The 25,565-nt window shown below is 61.2% G+C and carries 23 protein-coding genes; 14 read left to right on the top strand and 9 right to left on the bottom strand.

The genetic code is table 11. The annotated features are described in order from the left end of the window. The first annotated feature begins 1 nt into the window (after nt 1). From GXB78_RS03420 to GXB78_RS03400, 5 genes are read left to right on the top strand one after another with little or no spacing between them, the layout of a single operon-like run. On the top strand, nt 2-1,309 hold the full coding sequence (locus tag GXB78_RS03420) for an O-antigen ligase family protein (protein WP_329514229.1): 1,308 nt from the start codon (nt 2-4) through the stop codon (nt 1,307-1,309). Next, the gene (locus GXB78_RS03415) at nt 1,303-2,232 is read left to right on the top strand and encodes a glycosyltransferase family 2 protein (RefSeq protein ID WP_329514227.1); all 930 of its coding nucleotides are present in this window, start codon (nt 1,303-1,305) and stop codon (nt 2,230-2,232) included. Before GXB78_RS03420 ends, GXB78_RS03415 begins: the two co-directional genes overlap by 7 nt. Nucleotides 2,233-2,249: 17 nt before the next feature. Next, nucleotides 2,250-3,668: an oligosaccharide flippase family protein gene (locus GXB78_RS03410; protein WP_329514225.1), complete on the top strand. Its 1,419-nt coding sequence runs from the start codon at nt 2,250-2,252 to the stop codon at nt 3,666-3,668. Between the two features lie 31 nt (nt 3,669-3,699). Continuing rightward, nucleotides 3,700-4,755, top strand: a complete 1,056-nt coding sequence (gene galE / locus GXB78_RS03405; RefSeq protein ID WP_329514223.1) for a UDP-glucose 4-epimerase GalE — start codon at nt 3,700-3,702, stop codon at nt 4,753-4,755. A gap of 31 nt (nt 4,756-4,786) precedes the next feature. Continuing rightward, nucleotides 4,787-6,265 carry a family 16 glycosylhydrolase gene (locus GXB78_RS03400; protein ID WP_329514221.1) on the top strand — a complete coding sequence of 493 codons (1,479 nt, stop codon included), beginning with the start codon at nt 4,787-4,789 and terminating at the stop codon, nt 6,263-6,265. Between the two features lie 8 nt (nt 6,266-6,273). Here GXB78_RS03400 and GXB78_RS03395 read toward each other — a convergent pair whose 3' ends face one another. The 4 genes from GXB78_RS03395 to GXB78_RS03380 are packed head-to-tail and all read right to left on the bottom strand — an operon-like array spanning nt 6,274 to nt 11,556. Beyond that, on the bottom strand, nt 6,274-8,034 hold the full coding sequence (locus GXB78_RS03395) for an ABC transporter ATP-binding protein (RefSeq protein ID WP_329514218.1): 1,761 nt from the start codon (nt 8,032-8,034) through the stop codon (nt 6,274-6,276). Continuing rightward, on the bottom strand, nt 8,031-9,230 hold the full coding sequence (locus GXB78_RS03390) for a glycoside hydrolase family 1 protein (protein ID WP_329514216.1): 1,200 nt from the start codon (nt 9,228-9,230) through the stop codon (nt 8,031-8,033). The genes GXB78_RS03395 and GXB78_RS03390 overlap by 4 nt, the downstream gene beginning before the upstream one ends. Further along, nucleotides 9,227-10,399, bottom strand: coding sequence for a UDP-galactopyranose mutase (glf, locus tag GXB78_RS03385; RefSeq protein WP_329514214.1), 1,173 nt, complete (start codon nt 10,397-10,399; stop codon nt 9,227-9,229). Before glf ends, GXB78_RS03390 begins: the two co-directional genes overlap by 4 nt. Continuing rightward, nucleotides 10,387-11,556 carry a glycosyltransferase family 1 protein gene (locus tag GXB78_RS03380; RefSeq protein ID WP_329514212.1) on the bottom strand — a complete coding sequence of 390 codons (1,170 nt, stop codon included), beginning with the start codon at nt 11,554-11,556 and terminating at the stop codon, nt 10,387-10,389. The genes glf and GXB78_RS03380 overlap by 13 nt, the downstream gene beginning before the upstream one ends. Before the next feature lie 320 nt (nt 11,557-11,876). Between GXB78_RS03380 and galE (GXB78_RS03375) the strand changes: the two genes are divergently transcribed. Beyond that, nucleotides 11,877-12,902, top strand: coding sequence for a UDP-glucose 4-epimerase GalE (galE, locus tag GXB78_RS03375; RefSeq protein WP_329514210.1), 1,026 nt, complete (start codon nt 11,877-11,879; stop codon nt 12,900-12,902). 13 nt (nt 12,903-12,915) lie between these two features. Here galE (GXB78_RS03375) and GXB78_RS03370 read toward each other — a convergent pair whose 3' ends face one another. Next, nucleotides 12,916-13,230, bottom strand: coding sequence for a hypothetical protein (locus tag GXB78_RS03370; protein ID WP_329514208.1), 315 nt, complete (start codon nt 13,228-13,230; stop codon nt 12,916-12,918). Nucleotides 13,231-13,548: 318 nt separating this feature from the next. On the opposite strand from GXB78_RS03370, the gene cyoA reads away from it, so the two are divergent. Genes cyoA through GXB78_RS03330 form a run of 8 tightly spaced genes read left to right on the top strand, consistent with a single transcriptional unit; the run spans nt 13,549 to nt 20,525 of the window. Next, nucleotides 13,549-14,478, top strand: coding sequence for a ubiquinol oxidase subunit II (cyoA, locus tag GXB78_RS03365; protein ID WP_329514206.1), 930 nt, complete (start codon nt 13,549-13,551; stop codon nt 14,476-14,478). Nucleotides 14,479-14,481: 3 nt separating this feature from the next. Further along, nucleotides 14,482-16,455: a cytochrome o ubiquinol oxidase subunit I gene (gene cyoB / locus GXB78_RS03360; RefSeq protein WP_329514204.1), complete on the top strand. Its 1,974-nt coding sequence runs from the start codon at nt 14,482-14,484 to the stop codon at nt 16,453-16,455. 2 nt (nt 16,456-16,457) lie between these two features. Next, nucleotides 16,458-17,072, top strand: coding sequence for a cytochrome o ubiquinol oxidase subunit III (locus tag GXB78_RS03355; RefSeq protein WP_329514202.1), 615 nt, complete (start codon nt 16,458-16,460; stop codon nt 17,070-17,072). Between the two features lies 1 nt (nt 17,073). Then, entirely contained in the window at nt 17,074-17,412 is a 339-nt protein-coding gene (cyoD, locus tag GXB78_RS03350) for a cytochrome o ubiquinol oxidase subunit IV (RefSeq protein WP_329514200.1), read from the top strand. Beyond that, nucleotides 17,370-18,344 carry a heme o synthase gene (gene cyoE / locus GXB78_RS03345; protein WP_329514198.1) on the top strand — a complete coding sequence of 325 codons (975 nt, stop codon included), beginning with the start codon at nt 17,370-17,372 and terminating at the stop codon, nt 18,342-18,344. Before cyoD ends, cyoE begins: the two co-directional genes overlap by 43 nt. A 33-nt stretch (nt 18,345-18,377) precedes the next feature. Continuing rightward, nucleotides 18,378-18,638 (top strand): metallothionein, encoded by a 261-nt coding sequence (locus tag GXB78_RS03340; protein WP_329514196.1) that lies wholly within the window; start codon nt 18,378-18,380, stop codon nt 18,636-18,638. Continuing rightward, nucleotides 18,635-19,810 carry an MFS transporter gene (locus GXB78_RS03335; RefSeq protein ID WP_329514194.1) on the top strand — a complete coding sequence of 392 codons (1,176 nt, stop codon included), beginning with the start codon at nt 18,635-18,637 and terminating at the stop codon, nt 19,808-19,810. Before GXB78_RS03340 ends, GXB78_RS03335 begins: the two co-directional genes overlap by 4 nt. 40 nt (nt 19,811-19,850) lie before the next feature. Beyond that, the gene (locus GXB78_RS03330; RefSeq protein ID WP_329514193.1) at nt 19,851-20,525 is read left to right on the top strand and encodes a polysaccharide lyase family 7 protein; all 675 of its coding nucleotides are present in this window, start codon (nt 19,851-19,853) and stop codon (nt 20,523-20,525) included. Between the two features lie 66 nt (nt 20,526-20,591). Here the strand turns inward: GXB78_RS03330 and GXB78_RS03325 are convergent, their stop codons facing one another. From GXB78_RS03325 to GXB78_RS03310, 4 genes are all read right to left on the bottom strand, one after another. Further along, nucleotides 20,592-22,082 carry an aldehyde dehydrogenase gene (locus tag GXB78_RS03325; RefSeq protein WP_329514191.1) on the bottom strand — a complete coding sequence of 497 codons (1,491 nt, stop codon included), beginning with the start codon at nt 22,080-22,082 and terminating at the stop codon, nt 20,592-20,594. A gap of 1 nt (nt 22,083) precedes the next feature. After that, nucleotides 22,084-22,986: a dihydrodipicolinate synthase family protein gene (locus GXB78_RS03320; RefSeq protein ID WP_329514189.1), complete on the bottom strand. Its 903-nt coding sequence runs from the start codon at nt 22,984-22,986 to the stop codon at nt 22,084-22,086. A 47-nt stretch (nt 22,987-23,033) separates the two neighbouring features. Beyond that, the gene (locus GXB78_RS03315) at nt 23,034-24,350 is read right to left on the bottom strand and encodes an NAD(P)/FAD-dependent oxidoreductase (RefSeq protein ID WP_329514187.1); all 1,317 of its coding nucleotides are present in this window, start codon (nt 24,348-24,350) and stop codon (nt 23,034-23,036) included. Between the two features lie 124 nt (nt 24,351-24,474). Continuing rightward, nucleotides 24,475-25,536 carry a GlxA family transcriptional regulator gene (locus GXB78_RS03310; RefSeq protein WP_329514185.1) on the bottom strand — a complete coding sequence of 354 codons (1,062 nt, stop codon included), beginning with the start codon at nt 25,534-25,536 and terminating at the stop codon, nt 24,475-24,477. Nucleotides 25,537-25,565: the final 29 nt, after the last annotated feature.

Here is a 25,565-nt window from a genome sequence, read left to right as displayed (position 1 = left end):
AATGAACCGCCTGCAAGTGCGTTATTCGACGCTGGCCGACGCCTTCACTTTGTTTGGCGTGCTGTTTTATACCCAGGTGATCGGCTTCTTTCTGCGCCTGGGCAATGTCAGCACCCTGGACGATGCGCAGCAGGATCTGGAAGGCAATCTGGCCAATCAGGTCTGCGGCTTGCTGACCTTGCTGGTGCCGCTGTTCTTCTTCATCCGGCACAAGGTTTTTCTCAGCAAGAGCTTCTACCGGCAGAACCTGTTTTTGCTGTTGTTCCTGGGCTGCGTGGCGGCGTCGATCAGTTGGTCGAGCGAGCCGATGCTCAGTTTCAAGCGCTTCGTCGCGCTGCTCAGCGTGGTGTTCTTTGCCGGTTTCATCGCCTGGCGCTACAGCATCGAGCGGATCGCTTTTCTGTTCGGCTGCGTGATCGGCGCGGCGGCGCTGGTCGGGTTGATCTTCGCCGTGATTCGCCCGGACATTGCCTTTATCTCCGGTGGTATCCGTGACGGTGCCTTCCGCGGCGTGTTCGCGGAAAAGAACGCTGGCGCACGCCTGAACGCCATTGCGATCCTGTTGCTGCTGCCGATGATTCGCCAGCGCAACCCGCTGGCCATCCTCTACGGGCTGTTCGCGCTGATTGCCATCGGCCTGGCGCAGTCGGCCACGGCGATTGCGCTGATCGTCGCCGGCACCGCCAGTTACGCCTACTTCATCACGCTGATCCGCTTGCGCATCAACCGCTCACTGCTGGCCTTCACCGCAGCGACGCTGGTGTTCTTCCTCCTGTGTGGTGTGCTCTACGCCAACTACACGATGCTGCTGGAACTGGTCGGCCGCGACCCATCGCTGACCGATCGCACGCTGATCTGGGAGCTGTTGCAGCCGCTGATCGATGCACAATTTCTCAAGGGCTACGGTTTCGGCGCGTTCTGGGCCAGTGCCGATGCCGATGCGTTCATTACCCGCTGGGGCTACATCGGCAATGCGCACAGTGGTTACGTCGAAACCCTGCTCAACGGCGGCTTGATTCAGTTGGTCGCCCTGCTGCTGATGTTTGCCCAGACCCTGAGCAAGCGCTACCGGGCAATTACCGCCGACCAGTCGGCGCGCTATCAGGCCTGTGCGCTGGTGATCATCGGCCTGTTCGTGGTCACCAATTACGTCGCCTATGTGATCCCTAATTACCGCTCGGGCGAGTTCCTGATTTTCTGCGTGCTCAGCCTGACCTTTCGCCATCACCTCGTCGCCCGTACGCAGCCGCTGCCAGCGGCGAATGCCCGGCCGATGCGCACCACTTTCCGGGAGCAACGCCCATGCTGAATGATTCCTCGGCCGTCACCGTGTGCGTAGTGATCCCCCTGTACAACGCCGCCGCCAGCATCCAGCGGACACTGGATTCGGTGTGTGCACAAACCCGCTTGCCGGACAAAGTCATTGTCGTCGATGACGGCTCCAGCGATGCCGGGCCAGAGATCGTCAGGCAATACGCCGCGCCCTTCCCCATCGTGCTGTTGCAGCAGCCCAATCAGGGCCCGGCCAGTGCGCGCAATCGCGGCGTATTCAGTGCCGAAGAAACCTTTATCGCCTTCCTCGATGCCGACGACCGCTGGCATCCGGAAAAACTGCACAAGCAACTGGCGCTGCACGCCGAGCTCACCCGACAGGGGCGCAAGGTCGGTCTGGTCGATTGCTTTCAGATGAGCGAATTCAGCGACGGCAAACGCCAATTGGAGGATCGCTGCAAACACGGCGAGCACTTTGCCGGTTTCATGCGCGAAAACATCATCAACGGCACCTCCGGCGTACTCGCCCTGCGCGAAATCATCGTCGCCATTGGCGGCTTCGATCAGAGCCTGCGTTTTGCCGAGGATCGGCTGCTGTGGACGCGCATCGCGGAAATCAGCGAGATCCACAGCGTGCCGCAGATCCTCCACTGGCGCGCGGTCAACGCCGCCAACATCACCGCGCAACCGCACAAGTACTACCCGCACAAGCTGCGCTTTATCCAGCTGTACCTGGCGCGCTACGGCACACGGCTGAACAAGCAGCAGCGGATCTATTTCGTCCTCGCCAACCACGCGGAATTTCTCAATGCGTTTTCCCGGCGCGGCGATCATCGGCGGGTCATCGAAGTATTCCGGCAGATGCTCGGGCATTCGTGGCAGACGCTGTTTTTCTTCCACGGCAAACCAACCCTGCGCTACCTCTACGCCTGCTTGAAAAGCCTGGGCAACAGCCGCTGAATTTCAGGGATCGCGCCATGGCCAACCGCCGCCTGATGACCCTCGTATGGATTTTCACCGAGAAGTTCGGCCTGATTTTCCTGTCGATGATTACCTTTGTCGTCTACGCGCATCTGCTGACGCCGACGGAGCTGGGCATCGGCACGCTGATCATCGCCGTGGTCGAAGTGGTCGGCATTGTGTTTTCGTCGATGCTCGAAGACCCGCTGGTGCGCCTGCAACGTGTCGAGGACAAACACATCAGCAGCGTGTTCTGGTTTTCCGTGCTGGTCAGTCTGTTGTCGATTGCGCTGATTTCGCTGGCGGTGGTGCTCTATACGCCATCCACTGCGCTGCGCTGGATGACCTCGGTGGCCTCGGTGAAAATCCTCTTCACCCTGATGGCCCGGGTGTATGTGGCACAGATGCGCCGCAGCGGCAACTTCAAACTGCTGGCCTCGCGCACCCTGCTCGGCAAAGTCGCTGGCGGTGTCGGCGGCGTGGCCGTGGCGCTGTTGGGTTTCGGCCCGTGGGCGGTGGTCGCGCAGGCGCTGATCATGGACGGTATTTCCACACTGGTGCTGATGCGCAGCGAGCGTCGGCGCATTCCTTTTCTGATCGACCGTCAGGTGCTGGGCGACCTGCTGCGCGCCGGTCTGCCCGTTTGCGTCAACGTCATGAGTTCGCAAACCCTGCAACGCGGCGTCAACCTGATTCTCGGCCTGACTGCCGGGGCGCATGCGGTGGGCATGTTCAACCTGGCCATGCGCATCATCGACCTGCCGCGCTCGGCGATCTACAACGGATTGATGAGTTACGCCCTGCCGGTGTTCGCCCGGCGCAGTGCCGAACCGGCGCGACTGATCGGCGTGATCGGTGATTCGACGGCGATCAGCGGCTTCGTGCTGACACCGCTGTTTTTCGGCATCGCCCTGACCGCCGAAGACATCATCCTGCTGATCTTCGGTGCGAAATGGGCCGACGCCATTCCGCTGCTGCAAGTGCTGGCCTGCACGGCGGCGCTGGGTAATCTGGCGCTGTATGCGACCACCGCGCTGGTGGCGGTCAATCGCACGCACCTGACGCTCAAGGCCGAAGTCGCCACCACCCTGCTCGCGCTGGCGCTGGTCTATCTGCTCGGCGCGAGCTACGCCGGCATGGCCGCGGCGCTGGCATTGCTGCTGCGCATGCTGCTGATCACGCCGTTGCAGGTACGCGGCCTGCACGCCGCGATCGGTTATGACTGGCGCAGCTTCTTCCAGTCCAGCTACCGCAGCCTGTCTGGCTCTGGCGTGATGGTCGGCGTGGTGCTGTGGCTGTCGCCGCAGACCGGCCTGCCCGGCTACGCGCACCTGGCCGGCGACATTGCCATCGGCACGCTGACCTACGCCTTGGCCTACAGCCTGCTGCACCCGCGCTGGCCGCAAGAATTCAAGTTGGTGTTCACCGCCCGCTGAGCCGGATTTCCTCGCAATGGAGCACGTCGTCATGCGCAAAACCACGTTGATCACGGGCGGTGCCGGCTACATCGGTTCGCACACGGCATTGCAACTGATCGAGTCGGGCCGCTCGGTCCTGATTCTCGACAACCTGTGCAACAGCAGCCGCGAGGCCATCGCACGGCTCGAGCTGTTGAGTCATTCGCACATCGATTTCATCGAAGGCGATATCCGCGACCCGGCGCTGCTGGAAGAGATTTTCAGCACCTACGCGATTGACGCAGTGCTGCATTTCGCCGGGCTCAAAGCCGTTGCGCAAAGCGTGCGCAGGCCGCTGGATTACTACGCCAACAATGTCGTCGGCACGCTGAACCTGTGTCAGGCGATGGCCCGCGCCCACGTGTTCAATCTGGTGTTCAGCTCCTCGGCGACGGTGTACGGCGAGCCTGCGGTAATGCCGATCATCGAAGCCCACGGCACCGGCAAGCCGGCCAACCCTTACGGGCGCTCGAAGTTGATGATCGAAGAATTGCTCAGCGACCTCGCCCTCGCCGATTCACGCTGGAACATCGCGGTGCTGCGCTACTTCAACCCGATCGGCGCGCACGACAGTGGATTGATCGGCGAGGCGCCCAACGGCCGGCCGAACAATCTGCTGCCGTGCCTGACCGAGGTTGCCAGCGGCCAGCGCGCGGCGTTGACCGTTTACGGCAACGACTATCCGACCGTCGACGGTACCTGTATTCGCGATTACATCCATGTGCTGGATCTGGCCGAAGGTCATCTGAAGGCGCTGGATGTTTTGCAAGGCAACGAGCATGGCCTGCACGTATGGAACCTCGGCACTGGCACCGGCTACAGCGTGTTGCAGATCATCAGCGCCTTCGAAGACGTCACTGGGCTGCGCATTGCGTACCGCTTCGCCCCGCGTCGCGCTGGGGATATCGCCGAATGCCGCGCCGATGCGAGCAAGGCCGGGCGCGAGCTAGGCTGGCGCGCGCAACGCGAGCTGCCGCAAATGCTCATCGACAGCTGGCGCTGGCAGACCAGTAACCCATGGGGCTACCGACCACAACCGGCGCCGCTGCTGGCGGTGGGCACGTAACAACGCCGCCAACTCACGTTAGGGACGACTCATGAACAGATCACGATATTTACTGTTTGTCTTGCTGCTGCTGAGCGCTGGCGTCAGCGCCAATATTCCAGGACCGGTCACTGAAGGACTGGTGTTGTGGCTGGACGGCAATGATCCGGCCTCGATGACACTGGAGGGGCAAAACCAGGTCGTGCGCTGGCTGGACAAGTCCGGCAAGGGCAATGACGTCACCGTCGACAATCGCGCGGCGACGATTTTGCCGACGCGGGTCGACAACGCGCTCAACGGCCACGGCGTGGTGCGTTTCAGCGGCACGGCGGCGTTCATGGGCCAGGCGATTCGTACCACCAGGGGCCCGGTGACAGTGTTCGTCGTCTCGCGGCGCTTGCCCGAGCAGGCCGGCGGCAAAGCCTGGCAGCGCCTGTTCAGCTCCCGCCCGCAACTGGCGGACAACGATAACGTCGCGCCGAATTTCGGCATCAGCGTGCAGCAGACCAGCGCCTACGAACCGGCGCTGGCGCTGCTGGAAACCAGTGACGTGCCGATCGGCCCGTTCGCGGTGGCGCGCAATGTGGTCGGCACCTCGGAAATCCTCCGTGGCGACATCGCCGAAGTGCTGGTGTATGACCGCCCATTCAGCAACCAGGACGAACGCCGTAGCGTGTTCGACTACCTGGCGCAAAAATGGGCGGTGGTGGTTCCGCAGCAGGCCGATGCGTGGACCCGCGTTGGCCCGTTGGGCCCGACCCCGACGCACGTTACCGCCGATCTGCCGTTGTCGGATCAGGCCAATGTCGGCGGCTGGAAACTCGATACGCGGTTGTCCGATGAATTCAATGGCAGCACGCTCGATGCCCAACGCTGGCACGTCAACAACGCCACCGGCACTGATTCCCTCGGGCGCAAACCGGCGCTGTTTCTGCCCGAGAACGCCAAGGTCGGCAGCGGCAATCTGAACATCACTTTCCGCAAGCAGACCCTCCCGGAAAAATACGTGGCGCTGGGCTACAAGGACTACAGCTCGGCGATGGTCCGCACCAATGAACGGGGTATGTACGGCTACTACGAAGCCCGGGCGAAACCGATGAATTCCGCCGGTTCCAGTGCGTTCTGGCTGGCCTGGACCGGGCTGCCGGACAACGCCACGGAAATCGACATTTTCGAAATCGGCGGCAAGACCCGCAATCAAGCGTTCGACTATCGGTACAACATGAACGCGCATGTCTGGGCCAGACCGCAGAATGATCAACACCTGAGTTCCGGCAGCACATGGATTGCACCGTGGCGGCTGGCCAATACCTTTCATGTCTACGGCTTTGACTGGCAACCCGAGACGTTGCGCTGGTATGTCGACGGCGTGCTGGTGCGAGAGGCGAAGAACACCTATTGGCACTTCCCCATGCAAATCGTCTTCGACAGTGAAGCGATGTGGGACTGGTTCGGCGTGGTCGACGATGCTGACCTGCCGTCGGTGTTTCGCATCGATTACGTCAGGGTCTGGACCCGCTCAGCGCAATAGGCCCGCGCTCAACGGTTGTGCACCATCGCCTGCATCTGCCACAGCGTGCGGAACCGTCCCTGGCTTTCGCGCAACTCCTGCGGCGTGCCGTCCTGGACGATCTCGCCGTCCTCCAGCACCAGCACCCGGTCGAAGTTGGCGATGGTCGAGAGCCGGTGCGCCACCGCAAGGACTGTCCGGCCGCGCATCAGGTTGCTCAATGCACGCTGGATGATCGCTTCGGAATCGGAATCCAGTGCCGAGGTCGCCTCGTCGAGAATCAGGATCGGGGCGTCCTTCAAAAACGCCCGCGCCAGCCCCAGACGCTGGCGCTGGCCACCGGACAAGGTCACCCCGCGCTCACCGACCGGGGTGTGATAACCCTGCGGCAGCGCCTGGACGAATTCGTCGCAAAACGCCTGGCGCGCGGCTTCGATGATCTGCTGCTCGGTGGCGTACGGCTGGCCGTAGCCGATGTTTTCCAGAATGCTGCGATTGAACAGCGTCGGCTCTTGCGGCACTACGGCGATCTGCCGACGCAGGCTGTCCTGACTGACCGAGCGAATGTCGCGGTCATCGATCAGGATTACCCCGCTGCGCACGTCATCCAGCCGTTGCAGCAAACCGAGCAAGGTCGATTTGCCCGAGCCCGAGGTGCCGGCAATGCCGATGCTTTGCCCGGCCGGAATATCCAGGAAAAAATGCTCGAAGACCTTGCGCCCGTCCGGGTAGGCGTAACTGACGTCGAGCATCTTGATATGACCACGGGTCGGCGCCAGTTCTTCCGCGGTGTCGCTGAGTTCGTGGGGCTGGGCGACGATGCCCAGCGTCTCGCTGATGACGCCCATCTGCTGGCTGGTTTCCACCAGGGCCAGCGCCAGTTCGCGCGAACCGTGCAGGATGCGGAAGGTCAACGCGCTGACCATCACCACATCGCCCGCCGTTACCTGTCCCGCTCGCCAGAGCAGAATCGCCCAGCCGAGCATGCCCCCAGCCATGACGGTGAGGCAGATGTCGTGCAGCACCCGGGCCTTTTCCATGTACATCCAGCTGCTGCGGTGTGAATCGGCCTCGATGCCGATCTCGCGCTCCAGGCGCAGACGCTCGCGTTGACGCCCGGAGAACGCCTTGATCGTCCAGACATTGGACACCAGATCGACAATCTCGCCACCGACCCGCGCCGACTGCGAAGCGAAAGCGATGTGTCGGCTGCGGCCGCGTACGCCGAACACGGTGATCAGCGCGGCGACCACGATCACGCAGCCGACCAGGGCCAGTGCCATCGCCCCATGTACCGCCAACAGCAAAGCCACGGCACCGATGAAATCCACGCACGGCGGCACGATGCGCCAGGTCAGCCCGCCATAGACCTTGTCGGCAGCAGCGCCGATGGCCGAGACGCGATTGGCCAGCGAACCGGAGAAGTGCCGCTTGAAATAGCGCATTGGGTGGCCGGTCAGGTGATGAAACAGGTCCACGCGCAGATCGGCGCAACTGCCGACGATGGTGTGGCAACCGACCCAGCCGCCGAGGCGCCACAGCAGGTTTTCCATGACGATCAACGCCATGAACAGGCCGAACGCGTGCCACACCTGTTCCGCCGCCGACCCGGCGGCCATGGCATCGACCAGCAGTTTCATGCCGTACTGCACCACTACCGCACAGCCCGCCGCGCCCATCACCAGTGCGACCATGGCGATGAAGTGCGCCGGGCGAATTCTGATGTAGCGCCATAAGAAGGCAGCGGCTGACGCCGGCAAGGGCTCATCGCGCATTTGCTGGAAGTTCATCTCCCGCGCCCCTCAATGTGCCCGCCATTTACCCTGCGCAAACACGCGGCAACCCGCTCGGGCACCTGCGCCAGCTCGACGTGCAGCGGGTGAAATGCCGCGCGCTCGCCCTCGCCATCGGGGTAGCCAAACACACCGGTGGGGCAATACCGGCCGTTATCCCAACCCGGATAATCGAGAAACGGATACCAGCAAATCCCCTGCACCGGCACACCGCGTTCGAGCGCCAGCAGCGTCTGCTCGACAATGTAGGCCAGCCACGGCAGGCGTTCTTCATCTTCGGCACCGGTTTCAGCGATCAGTACTGGCCGCTGATAACGCTGGTGCAGTTCCTTGAGCATGCCTGACAACGGACGGAAATCGCGCTCGCCGCGAAGGATGCGCCGGCCGTGGTAATACCACTGGTTATGCGCATAGAAATTTGCGCCGATGATATCCAGGTAATGCTCCTGCCCGCCCAGACCGGGCCATTCACGGCCAGTGAGCAGATCCCACGCCTGAAATTGCGACAGCCGATAGGCTTCGGCCGCTTCGATATCGTCGCTGCGCCGGGAACCGGCGAGCACATGGATCAACGGATCGCACTGGACGAACCGTGCATGCGGCGCCTGTTGGCGAATCGCTTCGATCGCGGCGATGCTCGCCCGCACCAGTTGATGCTTGAGTTCCTGCGCGCGCCCGCGTGCGTTCGGGTTGAAATACGCGACTTCGCCCCCCGCCCAGCTCCAGAAGGAAATCTCGTTGATCGGCGAGTAGAACGGCACGCTGACACCCTCGTCCGTCATCAGCTTTGCCGCAGCAGCAGCGAAACGGGCAAAACGCTCGACGAACGCCGGGCGCCAGAAATCCAGGTCATCCGGATAACCGTAATGGCACAGGTCCCAGACCACTTGCACCTGCTGCGCTTGCGCGGCTTTGAGCATCGGCACGAAGCTGCTCCAGTCATAACGACCGGGGCTGTGTTCGATCAGGTGCCAGCGCAAGCCGTCGCGGGCGCAACGAATGTTCAACCCGCTCAGTCGCTGGTAATCCTTTTCGATCCAGCGCGCATGTCCGGTGTCGGCCAGCAGATCCAGGCGCCGACCATCCTGGCGGCGCTGACTGGAACATTCGAAACCGGCCATGACGAAGCTGCTGAAGATCGAATGAGCGCCTGCGCCGGGCTCGGGTTCGTCGCCTTTCGGCTGCGCGGTCATGAAGCATCGGTCTCGGTTGCGGCAGTGGCGGGTGCCTGCGCCGCTTGGATATCCCGATACAGGGCCAGCGCCTGCCCCACCACCTGATCCATGTTGTAGTACTTGTAGGTGCCCAGTCGCCCGAGAAAAGTGACGTTCGGGACCTGCTCGGAGAGTGCGCGATAACGTTTGTACAGCTCAGCGTTTTCCGCGCGCGGCACCGGGTAATACGGGTCGCCGTCGTCACACGGATATTCGTAAGTGATGCTGGTGCACGGGTGCGTTTGCCCGGTCAGGTGTTTGTATTCAGTGATGCGCGTGTACGGCACGTCCGGGTGCGGATAATTCACCACCGCTACCGGCTGATAGTGCTCTTGTTCGAGGGTCTGGTGCTCGAAACGCAAGGACCGGTACGGCAAGCGGCCCAACTGGAAATCGAAGTATTCGTCGACCGGGCCGCAGTAGATCAGATGCTCGTACTTCACCTCGTCGCGCACAGCCTTGAAATCGGTGCTGAGCAACAGATCGATGTTCGGGTGATCGAGCATGCGTTCGAACATTTGCGTGTAGCCGCCTGTGGGCATGATCTGGAAGGTGTCGGCGAAATAGCGGTCGTCTTCGCTGGTCCGCGTCGGAATGCGTGAAGTCACCGATTTATCCAGCGCCGATGGGTCCAGTCCCCATTGCTTGCGCGTGTAGCCACGGAAGAATTTCTCGTAGAGTTCACGACCGATCTGATTGACCACGACGTCTTCAGAAGTGCGAATGGTCGCCACCGGTTCGGCGCGTGCGGCGAGAAACACTTCGGCTTCCTCTGAGGACATCGACAAGCCGTAGAGCGTATTCAACGTGGTCAGATTGATTGGAATCGGCACCAGTTGGCCGTCGACCTGGGCGAGGACTCGATGCTCGTAGGGTCGCCATTCAGTGAAGCGCGACAGGTAGTCGACAATGCGCTGGGCATTGGTGTGAAAGATGTGCGGGCCATAACGATGCACCAGCACCCCGGCGGCGTCGTAGTGATCGTAGGCATTGCCGGCGATGTGCGGGCGCCGGTCGATCAGCAGGACTCGGCGCCCAAGGCCTTCGGCGAGTCGCTCGGCGATGACACTGCCGGCAAACCCGGCGCCGACGATCAGGTAGTCGTAGGACTGGCAGGACTTTGCCGCCTCAAGGCTTATCGTAGGCATTCGATCTGCTCCTGCATGAAGCGACTGGTGTTGTCCCACGACATGCCGGCGATGGCGGCATCGGCGCACTGTAGAAATTCGAGGGTGCCTTTGAGTGGCAAAGCTTTTTCGATCGCCTCGACAAAAGCCTCGGCAGTCTCGGCAATGAACACCGCACCACTCTGGCCGTAGCCGCTGACCACGTCGTGAATCGGCGTCGACACCACCGGGCAACCGCCCGCCAGATACTCCGGGGTCTTGGTCGGGCTGATATAGCGGGTGGAGGCGTTGAGAGCGAACGGCATCAGCGCCACGTCCCAGCCAGCGAGGTAGTCCGGCAGCTCGGCATATTGCTTGCCGCCGAGATAATGAAGGTTCGGCCGTTGCGGCAGGGTTTGTGGGTCGATCTTCACCACCGGCCCGATCAGCACGATCTGCCAGTCGGGACGCATTGCCGCCACGCGATCAATCAGTTCGATATCGAAGCGTTCGTCGATCACACCAAAGAAGCCCAGGCGTGGCCGCGCTATGGATGCTTGATCGGGCGGTTCCGGCAGTGCCTGCCGCGCCGCCGCGAAATGCGCGATGTCGACGCTGCTCGGTACCGGATAGGCATTGCCGTGCTGGCGCTGCTTGACCTCCCACAGGCTGACGCCGCCGGTGAACACCACGTCGGCGCGGGCCAGCAGTTGCCGTTCCATGTCGAGCAATTGCGCGGGGGCGCCCATGAACGCCGACAGTTCATCCATGCAGTCATAGACGGTGACCCGAGCGTCGAGGTGCTCGGTAAACAGCAGACTCATCGGCGTGAGATACCACAGCAGCAGATCGCCCTGAACGCGCCCGGCGAGATGCTCATCGAGCAATTGCCTCTGCGCCTGCTCAATCGCATCGCCGCTCATGCCGATCGGCAACTGCGGCACCGCGACTTCTATACCTGCGGCCGGATGCGAAAGTTCGAGTCGCGGCGTGGCGTCTTCGACAAATACCGGTTCCTCGAAAAACACCACGTCGTAGTGTTTCGCCAGTCGCGACATGACGTGCTGCGGCCGCTGATAGACAAAGCCCCAACGCAGATGCGACAGACACACCAGCGTGGGCCGCAACTGAAGGGATGTTTCGAGTGCATTCTGCGCGCTCGCCAGTGCGAGCGCCTCGGGTTGTTCTGCAAGGTTCATGGCCAATTCCTCATCAAGGAAAACAAGTCGACACAGTGCCGAGCCACCGGGCCGTCTCACTTGTCGGCACTGCAAGTGCAGGGCATGTCTCGATGAGGCCGTAAGGCTCTTGAAGGTTGGAATCGCGGCATTCTCGCGTCGTTCAGCCCAACCTTGAGCGCAGCCGATGAACTGCACATACCGGCTGGCAAACGAAGTTGAACTCGCCAGACGATCCATCCCCTACCGTCCAGGACAACATGGTTTTTGCCGCCGCACGGGCGCTTCGAAACCATGCACTGAGCCATCGGCCGATGGCAGCACTTTGTGAGGGCGGGCGCATGATCTTGATTACCGGTGGTGCGGGATACATTGGTGCGCACGTCGCACTGCAATGGCTGGGCAACGGCGAGGACGTGTTGATCCTCGATAACTTGTGCAACAGCCAGCGCGCGGCGATCGAGCGCATCAGTGCCCTGGCCGGAAAACGGCCGGAGTTCATTCAGGGCGATGTGCGCAATCGACGATTGCTCGATAACCTTTTGCGCGATTACCCGATCGATGCCGTGGTGCATTGCGCCGGGTTGAAAGCGGTGGGTGAAAGCGTGCGTGAACCCCTGCGCTATTTCGACACCAATGTCGGCGGCAGCCTGACCTTGTGCCAGGCCATGGCCCAGGCCGGGGTGTTCCACCTGTTGTTCAGCTCATCGGCCACCGTGTATGGCGACTGCGCCACCTTGCCAATCAACGAAAACTGCGGCACCGGCCAGCCGACCAATCCCTACGGCATGTCGAAACTGATGTCGGAAAACATCATGAAGAGTGTCGCCAGTTCCGACCCGCGCTGGTCGATCGGCCTGCTGCGCTATTTCAATCCGATCGGTGCGCATCCTTCCGGCCTGCTCGGCGAGGCGCCCACCAGCACGCCAAACAACTTGCTGCCTTACTTGCTGGAAGTTGCCAGTGGGCAGCGGGCGCAGCTGTCAGTGTTCGGCAACGACTACCCGACTCCGGACGGCACCGGCATTCGCGATTACCTGCACGTGGTTGATCTTGCGCTCGGGCACGTGTGCGCACTCGATGCGGTGCGCGATCGCCATGGCATGAGCATCTGGAATCTGGGCACCGGGCGCGGCTATTCGGTGTTGGAGGTGGTCAGCGCGTTCGAACAGGTCACCGGCATCAAGATCCCGTTGCGCATTGAAGCGCGGCGTCCGGGCGACATCGCACGCTGCTGGGCGGACCCGCAAAAAGCCCTCGAGGAATTGCGCTGGCAGGCGAGCCGTTCACTGCCGTGCATGCTCGCCGATGCCTGGCGCTGGCAATGCAACCAGCGCGGGCTGGTTGACGTGCGCCAGGCCAATTGAACGTTGCGCACGGTCATTCATTGTCGTGACCGTGCGCGTCGGCACACGTCAATCGTCCGGACTCGCCGCCGGCGATTCGTTCTGCCTGATCGATACCACGCTTGAGCGCGTCTTCGACTTCCCACTCCGCGCCGGGCCATTTTCTGATGCGTTCATAGGCGCATTCACCGGTTGCGGTGTAGACGCTGATGAATACTTCAACATCGCGATCATCGTTCTCGCGTGCACACACCTCGATATGACAGCCGTTTTCGGCTTCCTTCATTTGGCATATGTCCGCCTTTTCCATCGCCTTCCATTTCTTGTAGGTCTCACCGCGCATGAACATGTCGTACTCCTGGACTCAACTCGCTCATTTCAAATGACTCGTCCTCTGGCCCGATTATTCGGGGTTTGCCGAGAGGCATTTTCAGCATAGCCCGCCCTTCTCCGCGCGCCGTTTCGCTCGTTCAACCGTTCGTCAGCTTGTGAAACATTCTGTAAAACCATCGCCCGAATGCCTATTCAAAAAGTTCGAGGCCCAGGCGAGCACAAGTACAACTCGTTATTCAGCCGAAGGTAATAAGCCGGTACAGAAACAGTGATTTCTGTCCTTGGCCAAGTGTTGCCCGAACAAACAGGGATCGATATAGCAACAGGGGGATGTATGAAGCGAATCATCAGCCATTGCCTGGTCTGGCTCGCTGGCAGCGTTGCGCTCGCTGGTTGCAATCTGGTGGTGTTCAACCCCAAGGGTGATGTCGCCCGCGATGAGCGCGACCTGATCATCCTCGCCACCGGTCTGATGCTGCTGGTGGTGATTCCGGTCATCGTCATGACCTTCCTCTTCGCCTACCGCTACCGCGCCACCAACAAGAAGGCGCGCTACTCACCGCGCTGGGCCAGTTCGCACAAGATCGAAGCCGTGGTCTGGGGCGTGCCCTTCCTGATCATCTGCGTGTTGGGCTGGGTGACCTGGGAAACTACCCATGCGCTGGACCCGTATCGACCGTTGGATTCGGACGTCCCACCGGTAAAGGTGCAAGTGGTGGCGACGGACTGGAAATGGCTGTTCATTTACCCTGATCTGGGCATCGCTTCAGTCAATGAACTGGCGATTCCGGTGAATACGCCAGTGAACTTCACGGTAACTTCCGACGCGGCGATGACTTCATTCTTTATTCCGGCACTGGGCGGGCAGATATATGCCATGGCCGGCATGCAGACCAAGTTGCATTTGATCGCCAACGAAATCGGCCAGTATCGCGGCATCGCCGCCAACTATAACGGCCACGGTTTCTCCGACATGCACTTCAGCACCCTGGCACTCAGTGGCGCCGACTACGAAGCCTGGGTCAGCAAAGTCAAAGCCGCGCCCGGGCAACTTGATCAAGCCAGTTACGCCGAGTTGGCCAAGCCCTCTGTCGCGCACAAGATCACTTATTACTCGGCTGTGCAGGAGCGACTGTTTCTCGACATCGTCGACAAGTACGAAGGGATGAACAAGGCACCGCGCAAGAAGGGAACGCAGGTGCAACGGAACGACGACGATGCGCGCGTCAATCAACAACCGAGTCTGCTGGCCGAGGAGCGTTGAATCATGTTCGGGAAACTTTCATGGGACGCGGTGCCCTTCGACGAACCCATCGTCATGTACACCCTGGCCGTGGTCGGCCTGATGGGTTTTGCCCTGGTCGGCACCATCACCTGGAAACGCAAATGGGGTTACATCTGGCGCGAGTGGTTCACCTCGGTCGACCACAAGAAAATCGGCTGCATGTACATCATCGTCGCGTTGGTGATGCTCCTGCGTGGTTTCTCCGACGCGATCATGATGCGTACCCAACAGGCGATGGCATCCAGTGGCGGGCCGGGTTATCTGCCGCCGGAACACTATGACCAGATCTTCACCGCCCACGGCGTGATCATGATTTTCTTCATGGCCATGCCGTTCGTGGTCGGTCTGATGAACATCGTGGTGCCGTTGCAGATCGGCGCACGTGATGTGGCCTATCCGTTTCTCAATGCGCTGAGCTTCTGGCTGTTCGTGGTGGGTGCGGCGCTGGTGAATATCTCCCTGGGCGTCGGTGAATTTGCCCGCACCGGCTGGGTCGCCTACCCGCCGCTGTCCGAACTCGGCTACAGCCCCGGCGTCGGGGTGGATTACTACATCTGGTCATTACAGATATCCGGCATAGGCACGTTACTGACCGGGGTCAACTTCTTCGTGACCATCCTGAAGATGCGCACCGAAGGCATGACCCTATTCAAGATGCCGGTATTCACCTGGAACGCGCTGTGCACCTCGATCCTGATTCTTGCTGCGTTCCCGATCCTCACCGCGACCTTGCTGATGCTGACCCTCGATCGTTATCTGGGCATGCACTTCTTTACCAACGAGGCCGGCGGCAACCCGATGATGTACGTCAACCTGATCTGGGCCTGGGGCCATCCGGAGGTGTACATCCTGATTCTGCCGGCGTTCGGGATCTTCTCGGAAATCGCTGCGACCTTCAGCAGCAAGCGCCTGTTCGGCTATGTCTCGCTGGTGTGGGCGACGATTGCGATCACCATCCTCTCGTTCATCGTCTGGCTGCACCACTTCTTCACCATGGGCGCCGGCGCGAACGTCAATGCGTTCTTCGGCATCATGACGATGATCATTGCGGTGCCGACCGGGGTGAAAATCTTCACCTGGCTGTTCACCATGTACCGCGGCCGCGTGCGCTTCGAAACGCCCATGCTGTGGACGCTGGGCTTTATCGTCACGTTCAGCATCGGCGGCATGACCGGCGTGCTGCTGGCGGTGCCCGGTGCCGACTTCCTGCTGCACAACAGCCTGTTCCTGATTGCGCACTTCCATAACGTGATCATCGGTGGCGCAGTGTTCGGCTACATGGCCGGGCTGACCTACTGGTTCCCGAAAGCCTTCGGTTTCCGCCTCAACGACCGCCTCGGGCGCATCTCGTTCTGGTGCTGGCTGATCGGCTTCTACTTCGCATTCATGCCGTCCTACGTGCTGGGTTTCATGGGCATGACCCGCCGCCTCAACCATTTCGACAACCCGGCCTGGCAACCGTGGCTGCTGCTGGAGCTGGTCGGCGTCGGCATTATTCTCTGCGGTGTGGCGACGCAGTTGATGCAGCTCTACGTGAGCATCCGCAATCGCGCCAAGTACCGCGACCTCACTGGCGACCCGTGGGACGGTCGCACGCTGGAATGGGCCACGGCCTCGCCGCCACCGTTCTATAACTTTGCCGAGCAACCGAAAGTCAACGACCTCGACGCCTATTGGGGCATGAAGGAGCGCGGCGTCAGCACCCTCAGCCACACCGACTATCGGGCCATTCACATGCCGCGCAATACCTCCGCCGGCCTGGTGATCAGTGTCTTCGCGCTGATCTGCAGCTTCGCCCTGGTCTGGCATATCTGGTGGCTGGCGATCTTTGGTCTGGTCGCCTCGGTGGTGGCGATGGTGGTGCGCAGCTACGACGAAGACATCGACTATTTCGTCCCGGCGCAGGAAGTTGCGCGGATTGAAAAAGCGCGTCTAAAAGATCTGGCGGAGGCTTGAACATGTCCAACATCGTTCTGGATAAAGACATCGCGCACAGCCATGAACATGGCCACGAAGACGCGGGGTCGATGCGCATTTTCGGCTTCTGGATCTACCTGATGACCGACTGCATCCTCTTCGCCACGCTGTTCGCCGGCTATGCCGTGTTGCGTGACAGTGTCGCTGGCGGGCCTTCGACCGTGGACATTTTCGAGCTGCCCTACGTCCTTGCTGAAACCGCGTTGCTGCTGCTCAGCAGCATCACTTACGGCTACGCCATGCTGGCGATGAATCGCAATGACAAAGCCCATGTGCTGCGCTGGCTCGGCGTCACCTTCGTGCTGGGTTGCGGCTTCATCGCCATGGAGATCAATGAATTCCATCATCTGATCAAGGAAGGCTACGGGCCGGATCGCAGTGGTTTCCTCACCGCGTTCTTCACCCTGGTCGGCACCCACGGCGCGCACGTGCTCAGTGGTCTGGTGTGGATGGCGGTGTTGATGGCGCAGATCAGCGGCCGAGGCCTGACCAACACCAACACGACGCGGCTGAGTTGCCTGAGCCTGTTCTGGCACTTCCTCGACGTGGTGTGGATTTGCGTGTTTACCGTGGTTTATCTGTTGGGGGTGGTGTGACATGTATAACCAGAGCCCGATTCATAGCAGTGCCGGCACCAGCGATGGCACCAGTCGTTCGTACATGGTCGGCTTCATCATTTCGGTGATCCTGACGGTGATTCCCTTTGGCCTGGTCATGTACCCGACCCTGCCGCGCAGCGTCACCGCCTGGGTGGTGGTTGCGCTGGGCGTGGTGCAGGTTTTCGCTCACCTCAAATACTTCCTGCATCTGGACACCGCCAAGGAACAGCGCTGGAACCTCAGAGCGCTGATCTTTTCGGTGGTGATCATTCTTCTGCTGGTCGGGCTTTCGCTATGGATCATGGACAGCATCCACCACAACATGCTGGCGCACTGAAGCACTGGCGGCTGTCGCTGAATGTCGGGCTGGAACTGACCAAGCCCGGCATCATCATCGGCAACCTGGCTTCGGTATTCGGCGGCTATCTGCTTGCCGCCGGCGGGCGTCCGGTTTCCCTGGCGCACCTGTTGGCCGCCCTGCTCGGCACCGCACTGGTCATCGCTTGCGGCTGCGTGATCAACAACTGCGTCGACCGTGATATCGACCGACGCATGGTGCGCACCTGTCACCGGGCGCTGGCCGTTCGCGCCGTGTCGTTGCCCAGTGCATTCTGCTACGCGGCGGTGCTTGGCGTGCTCGGCTTCGCTTTGTTGTGGGCTGGCACCACGCTCTTGGCTTGTGCGATGGCGGCAGTCGGTCTGATCGTTTATGCAGGCATTTATACCTGCCTGATGAAACGCCGTTCGCATTGGGGCACCTTGGTCGGCAGCTTGTCCGGGGCCATGCCGCCGGTGGTCGGGTACTGCGCGGTGACCGCCAGTTTCGACGCCACGGCGCTGATGCTGATCGTGGTGTTCTGTTGCTGGCAGATGCCCCACTCCCACGCGATCACCGTCATGCGCCACGAAGACTTCCGTGCCGCCGGGCTGCCAACCTTGTCGCTCAGCCAGGCCCGGCGCGAGATCAACCTCTACATGGTCGCGTTCCTGCTCAGCGCAGCGATTCTGGGCTGGGTTGCCGACGTCAATGTCTCCTATCCGCTGGTAGTGCTCGGGCTGGGTGGGTATTGGTTTTATCTGGCCTTGCGTCCTGTGCCAGAGGCTAACGCGAAGCCTTGGGCGCGGCGCTTGTTCAGCGTATCGATCGTGCTGATTCTGGCGCTGAATCTTTCCTTGTCGCTGAACGCCGTATTGCCAGCGCTCTACCGCTCATCGGGCGCTGCCGAAAACCATCAAACGCAGGCGCATGACGGGTATCAGAATCGGTAACGACTTGGTTAACAGACAACCCGGAGGTCGCTCATGGCCAATGATCCTTCCACCACCGATTGCGCATGCCCGGGCTGCACCTGCAAGTGCAGCGCCGATGCTGCATGCGAGCGCGACGGCAAACGCTATTGCAGCCAGGCTTGCGCGGATCTGCACCCGAAGGGCCAACCCTGCCCCTCCTCTGCCTGCCATTGCGAGCAGAACCTGGGAGTCGATGAGCGCAATGTCAGTGATTCGAAACTGGATCAGGCAGTCGAGGAAACCTTCCCTGCCAGCGATCCGATTTCACCGTGAGTCTCCATCGACGCAGTCTCAATATGGTCGCGGCAGCGTTTGCGCTGACGGCTTTGTCCTATGGCCTCGCGCGCTTCGCTTACGGGCTGTTGTTGCCGCAGATCCGTGAGGATCTGGCGCTGAGCGTGTCCGCTGCCGGCTGGATCGGCGGCAGCGCGTTTGCCGCTTACTGTGTGGGCATCGTTGCGACGTTTGTCTGCAACGGCAAGGTCAGTCCGCGCGGGTTGACGGTGATGGCCGGCGCCGCCGCGACGCTGGGGATGGGGCTGGTAGTCATCGCTTCGTCGGGGTTGGCGTTGGGCTGCGGCGTGGCGCTGGCGGGTTTGAGCACGGGGTTGACCTCGCCGCCGCTGGCGAGCGCGGTGGCGGCGCGTCTTGATGGTGCGGATCGCCCACGTGCCAATGGCTTTATCAATGCCGGGACGGCGGTCGGTATCGTTTTTTCTGGCTTGGCGGCGATATTGGCGGCCGGGCAATGGCGGCAGCTCTATGCGTTGTTTGCCCTGATCGGCATCGGCGTCACGGTCTGGCTCTGGTTTGCGCTACCGCGCCGGGTTGCGCATGACCTCTCGCAGGATTTCTCTTTGGCAATGCTGCATCGCCCCGGCGTATTGGCCTTGTGCGCCAGCGCGTTCCTGATGGGCCTGGCGAGCACAGCGGTGTGGACATTCGGTGCCGATATCCTGCGCAGCCAGGCCGGTTTCAGCGATCAGTCGATTGCATGGGCCTGGATCGTGTTGGGCGCGGCGGGGATCAGCGGCTGCATGACCGGCGTGCTCACCGGCCGCTTCGGTGTCGCACGCATGCAGCATCTGGCGCTGGCCGGGATCGCCCTCGGCACGTTGGGCCTCGCTGCCGCTTCTGTTTCAGCCGGGTCGGGCCTCGCAGCGATGTGCCTGTTTGGCGCGGCCTATATCGTTTCTTCAGGAGTTTATCTGCTGCAAGGCATCAGCCTGTTTGCGGATCGCCCGGATCTGGGACTGGGCATGCCGTTTCTGCTATTGGCACTTGGTCAGACTGCCGGCACGCCGATTTTCGGCGCGGTGCTGGAGGCTGCTGGTGTGATCGTTGCCTTGTGTGTTTTTGCGGCGGCCGCTTGCGTCGCCATGCTGCTGAGCCCGAGAGGTGGTGAAAGTCCGCGCCAGCAAATGTGCGGATCAGGAATGACCTGAGGCTTGGCGCCAATGATTTTTATCGTCAGGAGTACCAACCATGGCCGTAAATATCAGCAATCTCACCCTCTCCACCCCGGTGCCCGTTTCGGCAACCAATCCGGTCGCACTCGAGCTCAATGGCGCCGAAGCCATTGCGCAATTCCCCAGTATCGTCACGGTGCTGCCGGATGGCTCGTTGCAACTGTCCGCGCCAACCAAGGGCGCCTCCAGCAAAAGCACCCGCCGCACCCGCTGCGAATGGAAAGAATCCTTCTATTGGTCGCTGGCCAGTGCCGCTGACCACCTCAACTATCAGGAAATGACCGTGACCAAGGTCAACTCTGCACAGAAGGTCGTCATCTCACAGATGCACGTGAAAAACGACGACGGCCCGGTGATCAAGGTGTTCTGGCAGAAAGGCAACATCACCATGGGCTTCCGTCAGAGCTTCAACCAGACCACCCCGGTCAACACCACGGTGCTCAAAGGCGTGCCGCTGGGCGCGAAGTTCAAGGTGACCATTCGCGCCAACTCGGCAGGTGTGGCCCGAGTCACCGTCGACTACAACGGCGTTGTCGGCACTTCAGGTGATCTGCAGCTCGACTCAACCTGGAACTCGCAGGTGTTCAATTTCCACGGCGGGGTCTACAACCAGATCGACTACACCGACGCCACGTCGCCCGAGGATGGCTCGATCTGCATCATCAGTGATCTGTTGATTTCGCATACCTAGGGGCGCAAACGCACAGGGGCCTGCGCAGCTTTCGCTGGCAGGCCCTCGTGTAAATCCAAACGCCAATTACGACGCGTCGATCCAGATGGTTTTCAGTTCAGTGTATTGATCGTGCGCCCAGATCGACTTGTCGCGCCCGCCGAACCCCGATTCCTTGTAGCCGCCAAACGGCGTCGAGGCATCACCCTCGCCGAAGCAATTCACCGTGACAATCCCGGCGCGAATACCGCGCGACAGTTTCAGCGCGTGACGCAGGTTGCCGGTATACGCCGAAGCGGCCAATCCATAAGCCGTGTCGTTGGCCAGCGCGATGGCTTCATCGACTGTCTGAAAGGTCGTGACGCTCAGCACCGGGCCGAAGATCTCTTCCTGGAACAGGCGACTGTCGGGGCTGACGCCATCGACAATGGTCGGCTCGACGAAAATATCGTTGCGAGTCTGGCCACCCACCAGCACGTTGAGTTCTTCGTCGCGAGCCACATCGAGATACGAGCGCACCTTGTCGAAATGCGCTTTGCTGATCATCGAACCCAAGCGATTTTCCGGGTCAAGCGGATCGCCCATTTTCCAGTCGCCGAGGTGCGCCTGCACACGCTGCAAGAGTTCCTCCTTGATCTCGGCGTGGACGATCAGCCGTGATGAGGCCGAGCAGTTTTCGCCCATGTTCCAGAACGCGCCATTGACCACATGCTGCGCAACGACATCGATGTCTTCGACATCGTTCATCACCACCGCCGGGTTCTTGCCGCCGCACTCGAGCACGATGCGTTTGAGGTTGGATTCGCTGGAGTATTTGAGGAACAGCCGCCCGGTGTCGGTCGAGCCGGTGAAGCTGACCATCGCCACGTCGGGGTGCCGCCCCAACGGCTCGCCCGCCTCTTTACCGCCACCGGGCACCACGTTGAACACACCGGCGGGAATCCCCGCCTGATGCGCCAGTTCGGCAACGCGCAAGGTGCTCAGGGTGGTTTCCTTGGCCGGTTTGACCACGATCGAACAGCCGGCGGCCAGTGACGGGCCGATTTTCCAGGCGAGCATCAGCAACGGGAAATTCCACGGCAGCACCAGACCGACCACGCCGATCGGCTCGCGCACGACCATGGTCACCGCGCCAGAACCAACCGGCGCCGTGGCGTCGTAGATCTTGTCGATCAGCTCGGCGTGCCAGCGCAAGGTATGAATGGTTTCAGGGACGTCGATGGTCTGGCATTCGCGGATCGGCTTGCCGCTGTCGAGACTTTCCAGCACCGCCAGCTCATGGGCGTTGTCCTCCAGCAACTGGGCAAAGCGCAGCAATACCGATTTGCGCGCCGAGGGTGCGAGTGACTGCCAGCGGCCGTCATCGAACGCTGCTTTCGCGGCTGCAACGGCCTGATCGATATCTTCGGCATCGCACGCGGCAATCTCGCTCAGCACCTGTTCGGTGGCCGGATTGGTCGTGGTGAACGTCTTGCCGGATTTTGCCGGGGTAAAGCGACCATCGATAAAAGCCTGATGGCGAAACTCCAGCGTCGCCGCCAGTTCACGGTACTGCTCTTTACTCAGCAGGTCTGCCATTTCATGCCTCCTCGACAATGCGTGCGACGTTCTTCTGCAGGGTTTCAATCACGCTTTTCAGTTGCTCTTGCTCGGCAGGTTCCAGCGCTTGCAACGGCGCACGGACACCGCCGGCACGCAGGCCACTGAGTTCGCTGCCATGTTTGATCGACTGCACGAACTTGCCGCTCTCGAGGACGTCCATCAGCGGCAACATCGCCGACATGATCCGCCGGCCCTTGTCGAAGTTTTTCTGCAGTACGCAGGCTTCGTACAGCGCAATGTGTTCCCGCGGGATGAAGTTGGAACCGGCGCAGACCCAGCTGCGTGCGCCCCAGGCAAAGAACTCCAGCGCCTGATCATCCCAGCCGCAGGACAACTGGATATCGGGGTGCGAGTGAGCCAGGCGATGCAGGCGGCTGGTTTCGCCCGAGCTTTCCTTGATCGCGGCGATGTTTTTGCAGTCGGCAATGGCAGCGAAGAATTCATCGCCCATCGCCACGCCCATCCGCGACGGGTAGTTGTAAAGCATGATCGGCAGACCGGCGGCCTTGTCCACGGCGAGGACGTGGGCGGCGATCTCTTTCTGCGTCGGCAAGGCATAGGGCGGCGAGCCGACCAGGATCGCGTCTGCTTGCAGTGCCTTGGCCTTCTCGGCGAAGTACACCGAGTCCTCGGTACGGATGCCGCCGGTCCCGACCACCAGTGGCAGGCGCCCGCGAATCACCTCTTTAGCGCGCTGGGCCACGGCAACCCGCTCTTCTGCGGTGTGCGCGTAGTACTCGCCGGTCGAACCGCCGATGACGATGCCCTGCACCCCGGACTCGATCAGGTATTCGATCACCTCGGAGAACGCCGCATAGTCGATCTGGCCATCGGCGGACAACGGGGTAATGGCCGGGGTAAAGATTCCATCAAAGTTCATCGCGTTTTCTCCAGGGTTCAATGTTCAGGTTTGCGGGTTTGCGGTCTTCAGCTTTCTCTGCCGGCGCGGTACTGCCCCCACTTGAGGTTCATGTTCACCCCGAGCGAGAGGAACGGTTCGGGCGGGTTGCTGTTGGGGCCGGGTGTCTGCAAGAGGAAATCGATCAGCCCGTCGCGCTGCCCGGCCAGCCAGTCGGCCAGCAACTTGCCGGTGACGGTGCCGCGGGTGACGCCGAGGCCGTTGCAGCCCAGCGCGCCATAGACGTTGGGCGCCAGCTCACCGAAGAAGCCGTTGTGATTGCGCGACATCGCCAGCGCGCCGCCCCAGGTGTAGTCGAACGTAACGTCAGGCAGCATCGGGAAACGCTGGTCGAACGAGGCCTTGTGCCGACGCACGAAACGCTCGTTGTATTTGCGGTTGCTGCGGCCGTCGGGGTTGAAGGTGAAACTGTTGCGGATCAGCAGGCGGTTGTCCGGCGTGCGGCGCACCGTGGTGCCGAACGGGTCTGCCGGAATGGCGCCCCAGAACGGTTTTCCACCCAGGCGCGCCTGCTCTTCTTCGGTCAGCGGCCGAGTGATGCTGGCGTAGGTGTAGATCGGCAACATGCGTCCCTGCAGGAAACCAAAACGCATGCCGAACGAGTTGTTCGCCAGAATCAGTTTGTCGGCGGTGATGCTGCCGTGGGCATGTCTGAGCACGGTCTTCGCGCCGTACTCCACTTCGAGAATCGGCGTGCGCTCATACAGCGTGACATTGGCCGGCAGATTGTCGGCCAGGCCTTTGACCAGCCCGGATGGCTGCAGCAGCACCGCGCCCGGCGTGAACAATGCCTTGCGATAGAAATGCGTACCGAGATGTTCCGGCAATTCATGGGCGTCGATCATTTGAAACGGCTGGTCGAGCTTTTCCAGGCCGCGGCGATAGGCATCGAGCACGGCGATGCCGCGATTCTCCACGGCTGCCTGATATTTGCCACAGGCTTTCATCTGGCAGTCGATGCGGTATTGATCGACCAGATCACGCAGGATCGATTGGCCGGCCAGATTGAGTTTCAGGCTGGTCCGCGCCAGCGCGATATCACCGATGTAATCATCGGCGCCAATATCGTGCGGCAGGTCAATGGCAAAACCGGCATTGCGCCCCGATGGCCCTAATCCAACTTCCTGTGCTTCGACCAGTACCACTTCGTCATCGGGAAAATTCAACGCCAGTTGCCGCGCGCAGGCGAGTCCGGTAAAACCGGCGCCGATGATTACCCAGCGCGCCGCGGTGTGGCCGCGGTGTGCAGGCTCGGGGCTGCGCGGTTTGCTCAGATGGAACCAGCCACAACTGTCATCATCGGCGGGTAATGAACTGACTTTCATAGTGTTGAACCGTTAATCGTTGAAGTTGCAAAACGCACGCGGCACAAAGCGAACGCACGCAGTGGCGTTGATCCGGAACTGGTTAAACCGTTAGTGGCGCAAACAGTCAGTTCGCGCGGCTGATTCAGTAATTGGCGGCTACGGCATAGCGCCCGCTGCTGGCCGGGTCGCTGGCGCAGTAGTAATCCCTGAACGTCATCGGCGGTAAGCCGAACAGATCCTTGAAGCGTTTGTAGAAGTGCGGATAACTGACAAATCCGGTCGCCAGTGCCACATCGGTCATCGAGCGATCACTTTGCACGATCAGTTGCCGCGCCCGGGTCAGGCGCAACTCCAGGTAATAGCGATTGGGCGCAGCATTCAGATAGCGCGCGAACCGCCGCTCCAGTTGCCGGCGCGACACTCCGACGTGGCTGGCGATGGCATCGATTTCCATCGGCTCCTCGATGTTGTTTTCCATCAGGTCGATGGCAATGTTCAGCGGCTTGGGAATCGCTGCGGGCCGAACTCTGTCGGCAGGCACCGCAGGCTTGCCCTGGGCCGGCTGATGAACCCGTCTGATTTCATCAACCAGCGCCGCATCGTTGGGCGAACCCAGCTCTTGCATGATCGCCAGGGTCATATCCAGTGCCGAATGGGCGTTGGCGCAAGTGGCTCGGCGCTGAGCGCAGACGAATTCGCGGCTGGAGGCTTTCAACTGCGGAAAGTACTCGCCGATCAAACCGTAACTGTCGCTGTGACAGGCGAACGCCTCGGCGCCGAGCAACCCCGCATCAGCCAGATGGAACGCCGCATTCCAGCATCCGGCAACGATGCCCTTGCCGGCGGTTTTCTTCAGTACCCGGCGCAGCAGCGGATGCGCTGCCAGCCTGACGCGCTGACCGCCGATCACGATCACCGCGTCATGGTTGAAGCCTTCTGCAACCAGTCGCTGCGACGACACCGGCACGCCGACATCGCTTTCGACCGGTCCGCCCTGAAGCGACCAGGTCGAGATCCTGTACTGCGTTTCGCCGCAAATCAGGTTGCCAGTGGCCAGCGCATCCATCGCCGTGGACAGGGTCGTCAGGGAAAAATGGTCCAGCAATACGAAGGCCACTCGCACCACGCGCGCTTGCCCGGACACCGATGCGCACAGGCGAAAGCCGATGTTTTGCTGCTTCAACGGGCTTTGAAAGGTTTCCATCTTCGCTCACTCACTCGCCGTTCACTGAC

This window comes from Pseudomonas moraviensis subsp. stanleyae (genome assembly GCF_036283065.1).
Lineage (GTDB): Bacteria > Pseudomonadota > Gammaproteobacteria > Pseudomonadales > Pseudomonadaceae > Aquipseudomonas > Aquipseudomonas stanleyae.
Note: the sequence above shows the minus strand (reverse complement) of the source record. Positions and strands in the feature narration are given on the sequence as shown.

What these genes read in the sequence shown, in the direction of transcription:
- GXB78_RS03420 (WP_329514229.1), top strand. Translation starts at nt 2, where the DNA reads ATGAACCGCCTGCAAGTGCGTTATTCGACGCTGGCCGACGCCTTCACT.
- GXB78_RS03415 (WP_329514227.1), top strand. Translation starts at nt 1,303, where the DNA reads ATGCTGAATGATTCCTCGGCCGTCACCGTGTGCGTAGTGATCCCCCTG.
- GXB78_RS03410 (WP_329514225.1), top strand. Translation starts at nt 2,250, where the DNA reads ATGGCCAACCGCCGCCTGATGACCCTCGTATGGATTTTCACCGAGAAG.
- galE (WP_329514223.1), top strand. Translation starts at nt 3,700, where the DNA reads ATGCGCAAAACCACGTTGATCACGGGCGGTGCCGGCTACATCGGTTCG.
- GXB78_RS03400 (WP_329514221.1), top strand. Translation starts at nt 4,787, where the DNA reads ATGAACAGATCACGATATTTACTGTTTGTCTTGCTGCTGCTGAGCGCT.
- GXB78_RS03395 (WP_329514218.1), bottom strand. Translation starts at nt 8,034, where the DNA reads ATGAACTTCCAGCAAATGCGCGATGAGCCCTTGCCGGCGTCAGCCGCT.
- GXB78_RS03390 (WP_329514216.1), bottom strand. Translation starts at nt 9,230, where the DNA reads ATGACCGCGCAGCCGAAAGGCGACGAACCCGAGCCCGGCGCAGGCGCT.
- glf (WP_329514214.1), bottom strand. Translation starts at nt 10,399, where the DNA reads ATGCCTACGATAAGCCTTGAGGCGGCAAAGTCCTGCCAGTCCTACGAC.
- GXB78_RS03380 (WP_329514212.1), bottom strand. Translation starts at nt 11,556, where the DNA reads ATGAACCTTGCAGAACAACCCGAGGCGCTCGCACTGGCGAGCGCGCAG.
- galE (WP_329514210.1), top strand. Translation starts at nt 11,877, where the DNA reads ATGATCTTGATTACCGGTGGTGCGGGATACATTGGTGCGCACGTCGCA.
- GXB78_RS03370 (WP_329514208.1), bottom strand. Translation starts at nt 13,230, where the DNA reads ATGTTCATGCGCGGTGAGACCTACAAGAAATGGAAGGCGATGGAAAAG.
- cyoA (WP_329514206.1), top strand. Translation starts at nt 13,549, where the DNA reads ATGAAGCGAATCATCAGCCATTGCCTGGTCTGGCTCGCTGGCAGCGTT.
- cyoB (WP_329514204.1), top strand. Translation starts at nt 14,482, where the DNA reads ATGTTCGGGAAACTTTCATGGGACGCGGTGCCCTTCGACGAACCCATC.
- GXB78_RS03355 (WP_329514202.1), top strand. Translation starts at nt 16,458, where the DNA reads ATGTCCAACATCGTTCTGGATAAAGACATCGCGCACAGCCATGAACAT.
- cyoD (WP_329514200.1), top strand. Translation starts at nt 17,074, where the DNA reads ATGTATAACCAGAGCCCGATTCATAGCAGTGCCGGCACCAGCGATGGC.
- cyoE (WP_329514198.1), top strand. Translation starts at nt 17,370, where the DNA reads ATGGATCATGGACAGCATCCACCACAACATGCTGGCGCACTGAAGCAC.
- GXB78_RS03340 (WP_329514196.1), top strand. Translation starts at nt 18,378, where the DNA reads ATGGCCAATGATCCTTCCACCACCGATTGCGCATGCCCGGGCTGCACC.
- GXB78_RS03330 (WP_329514193.1), top strand. Translation starts at nt 19,851, where the DNA reads ATGGCCGTAAATATCAGCAATCTCACCCTCTCCACCCCGGTGCCCGTT.
- GXB78_RS03325 (WP_329514191.1), bottom strand. Translation starts at nt 22,082, where the DNA reads ATGGCAGACCTGCTGAGTAAAGAGCAGTACCGTGAACTGGCGGCGACG.
- GXB78_RS03320 (WP_329514189.1), bottom strand. Translation starts at nt 22,986, where the DNA reads ATGAACTTTGATGGAATCTTTACCCCGGCCATTACCCCGTTGTCCGCC.
- GXB78_RS03315 (WP_329514187.1), bottom strand. Translation starts at nt 24,350, where the DNA reads ATGAAAGTCAGTTCATTACCCGCCGATGATGACAGTTGTGGCTGGTTC.
- GXB78_RS03310 (WP_329514185.1), bottom strand. Translation starts at nt 25,536, where the DNA reads ATGGAAACCTTTCAAAGCCCGTTGAAGCAGCAAAACATCGGCTTTCGC.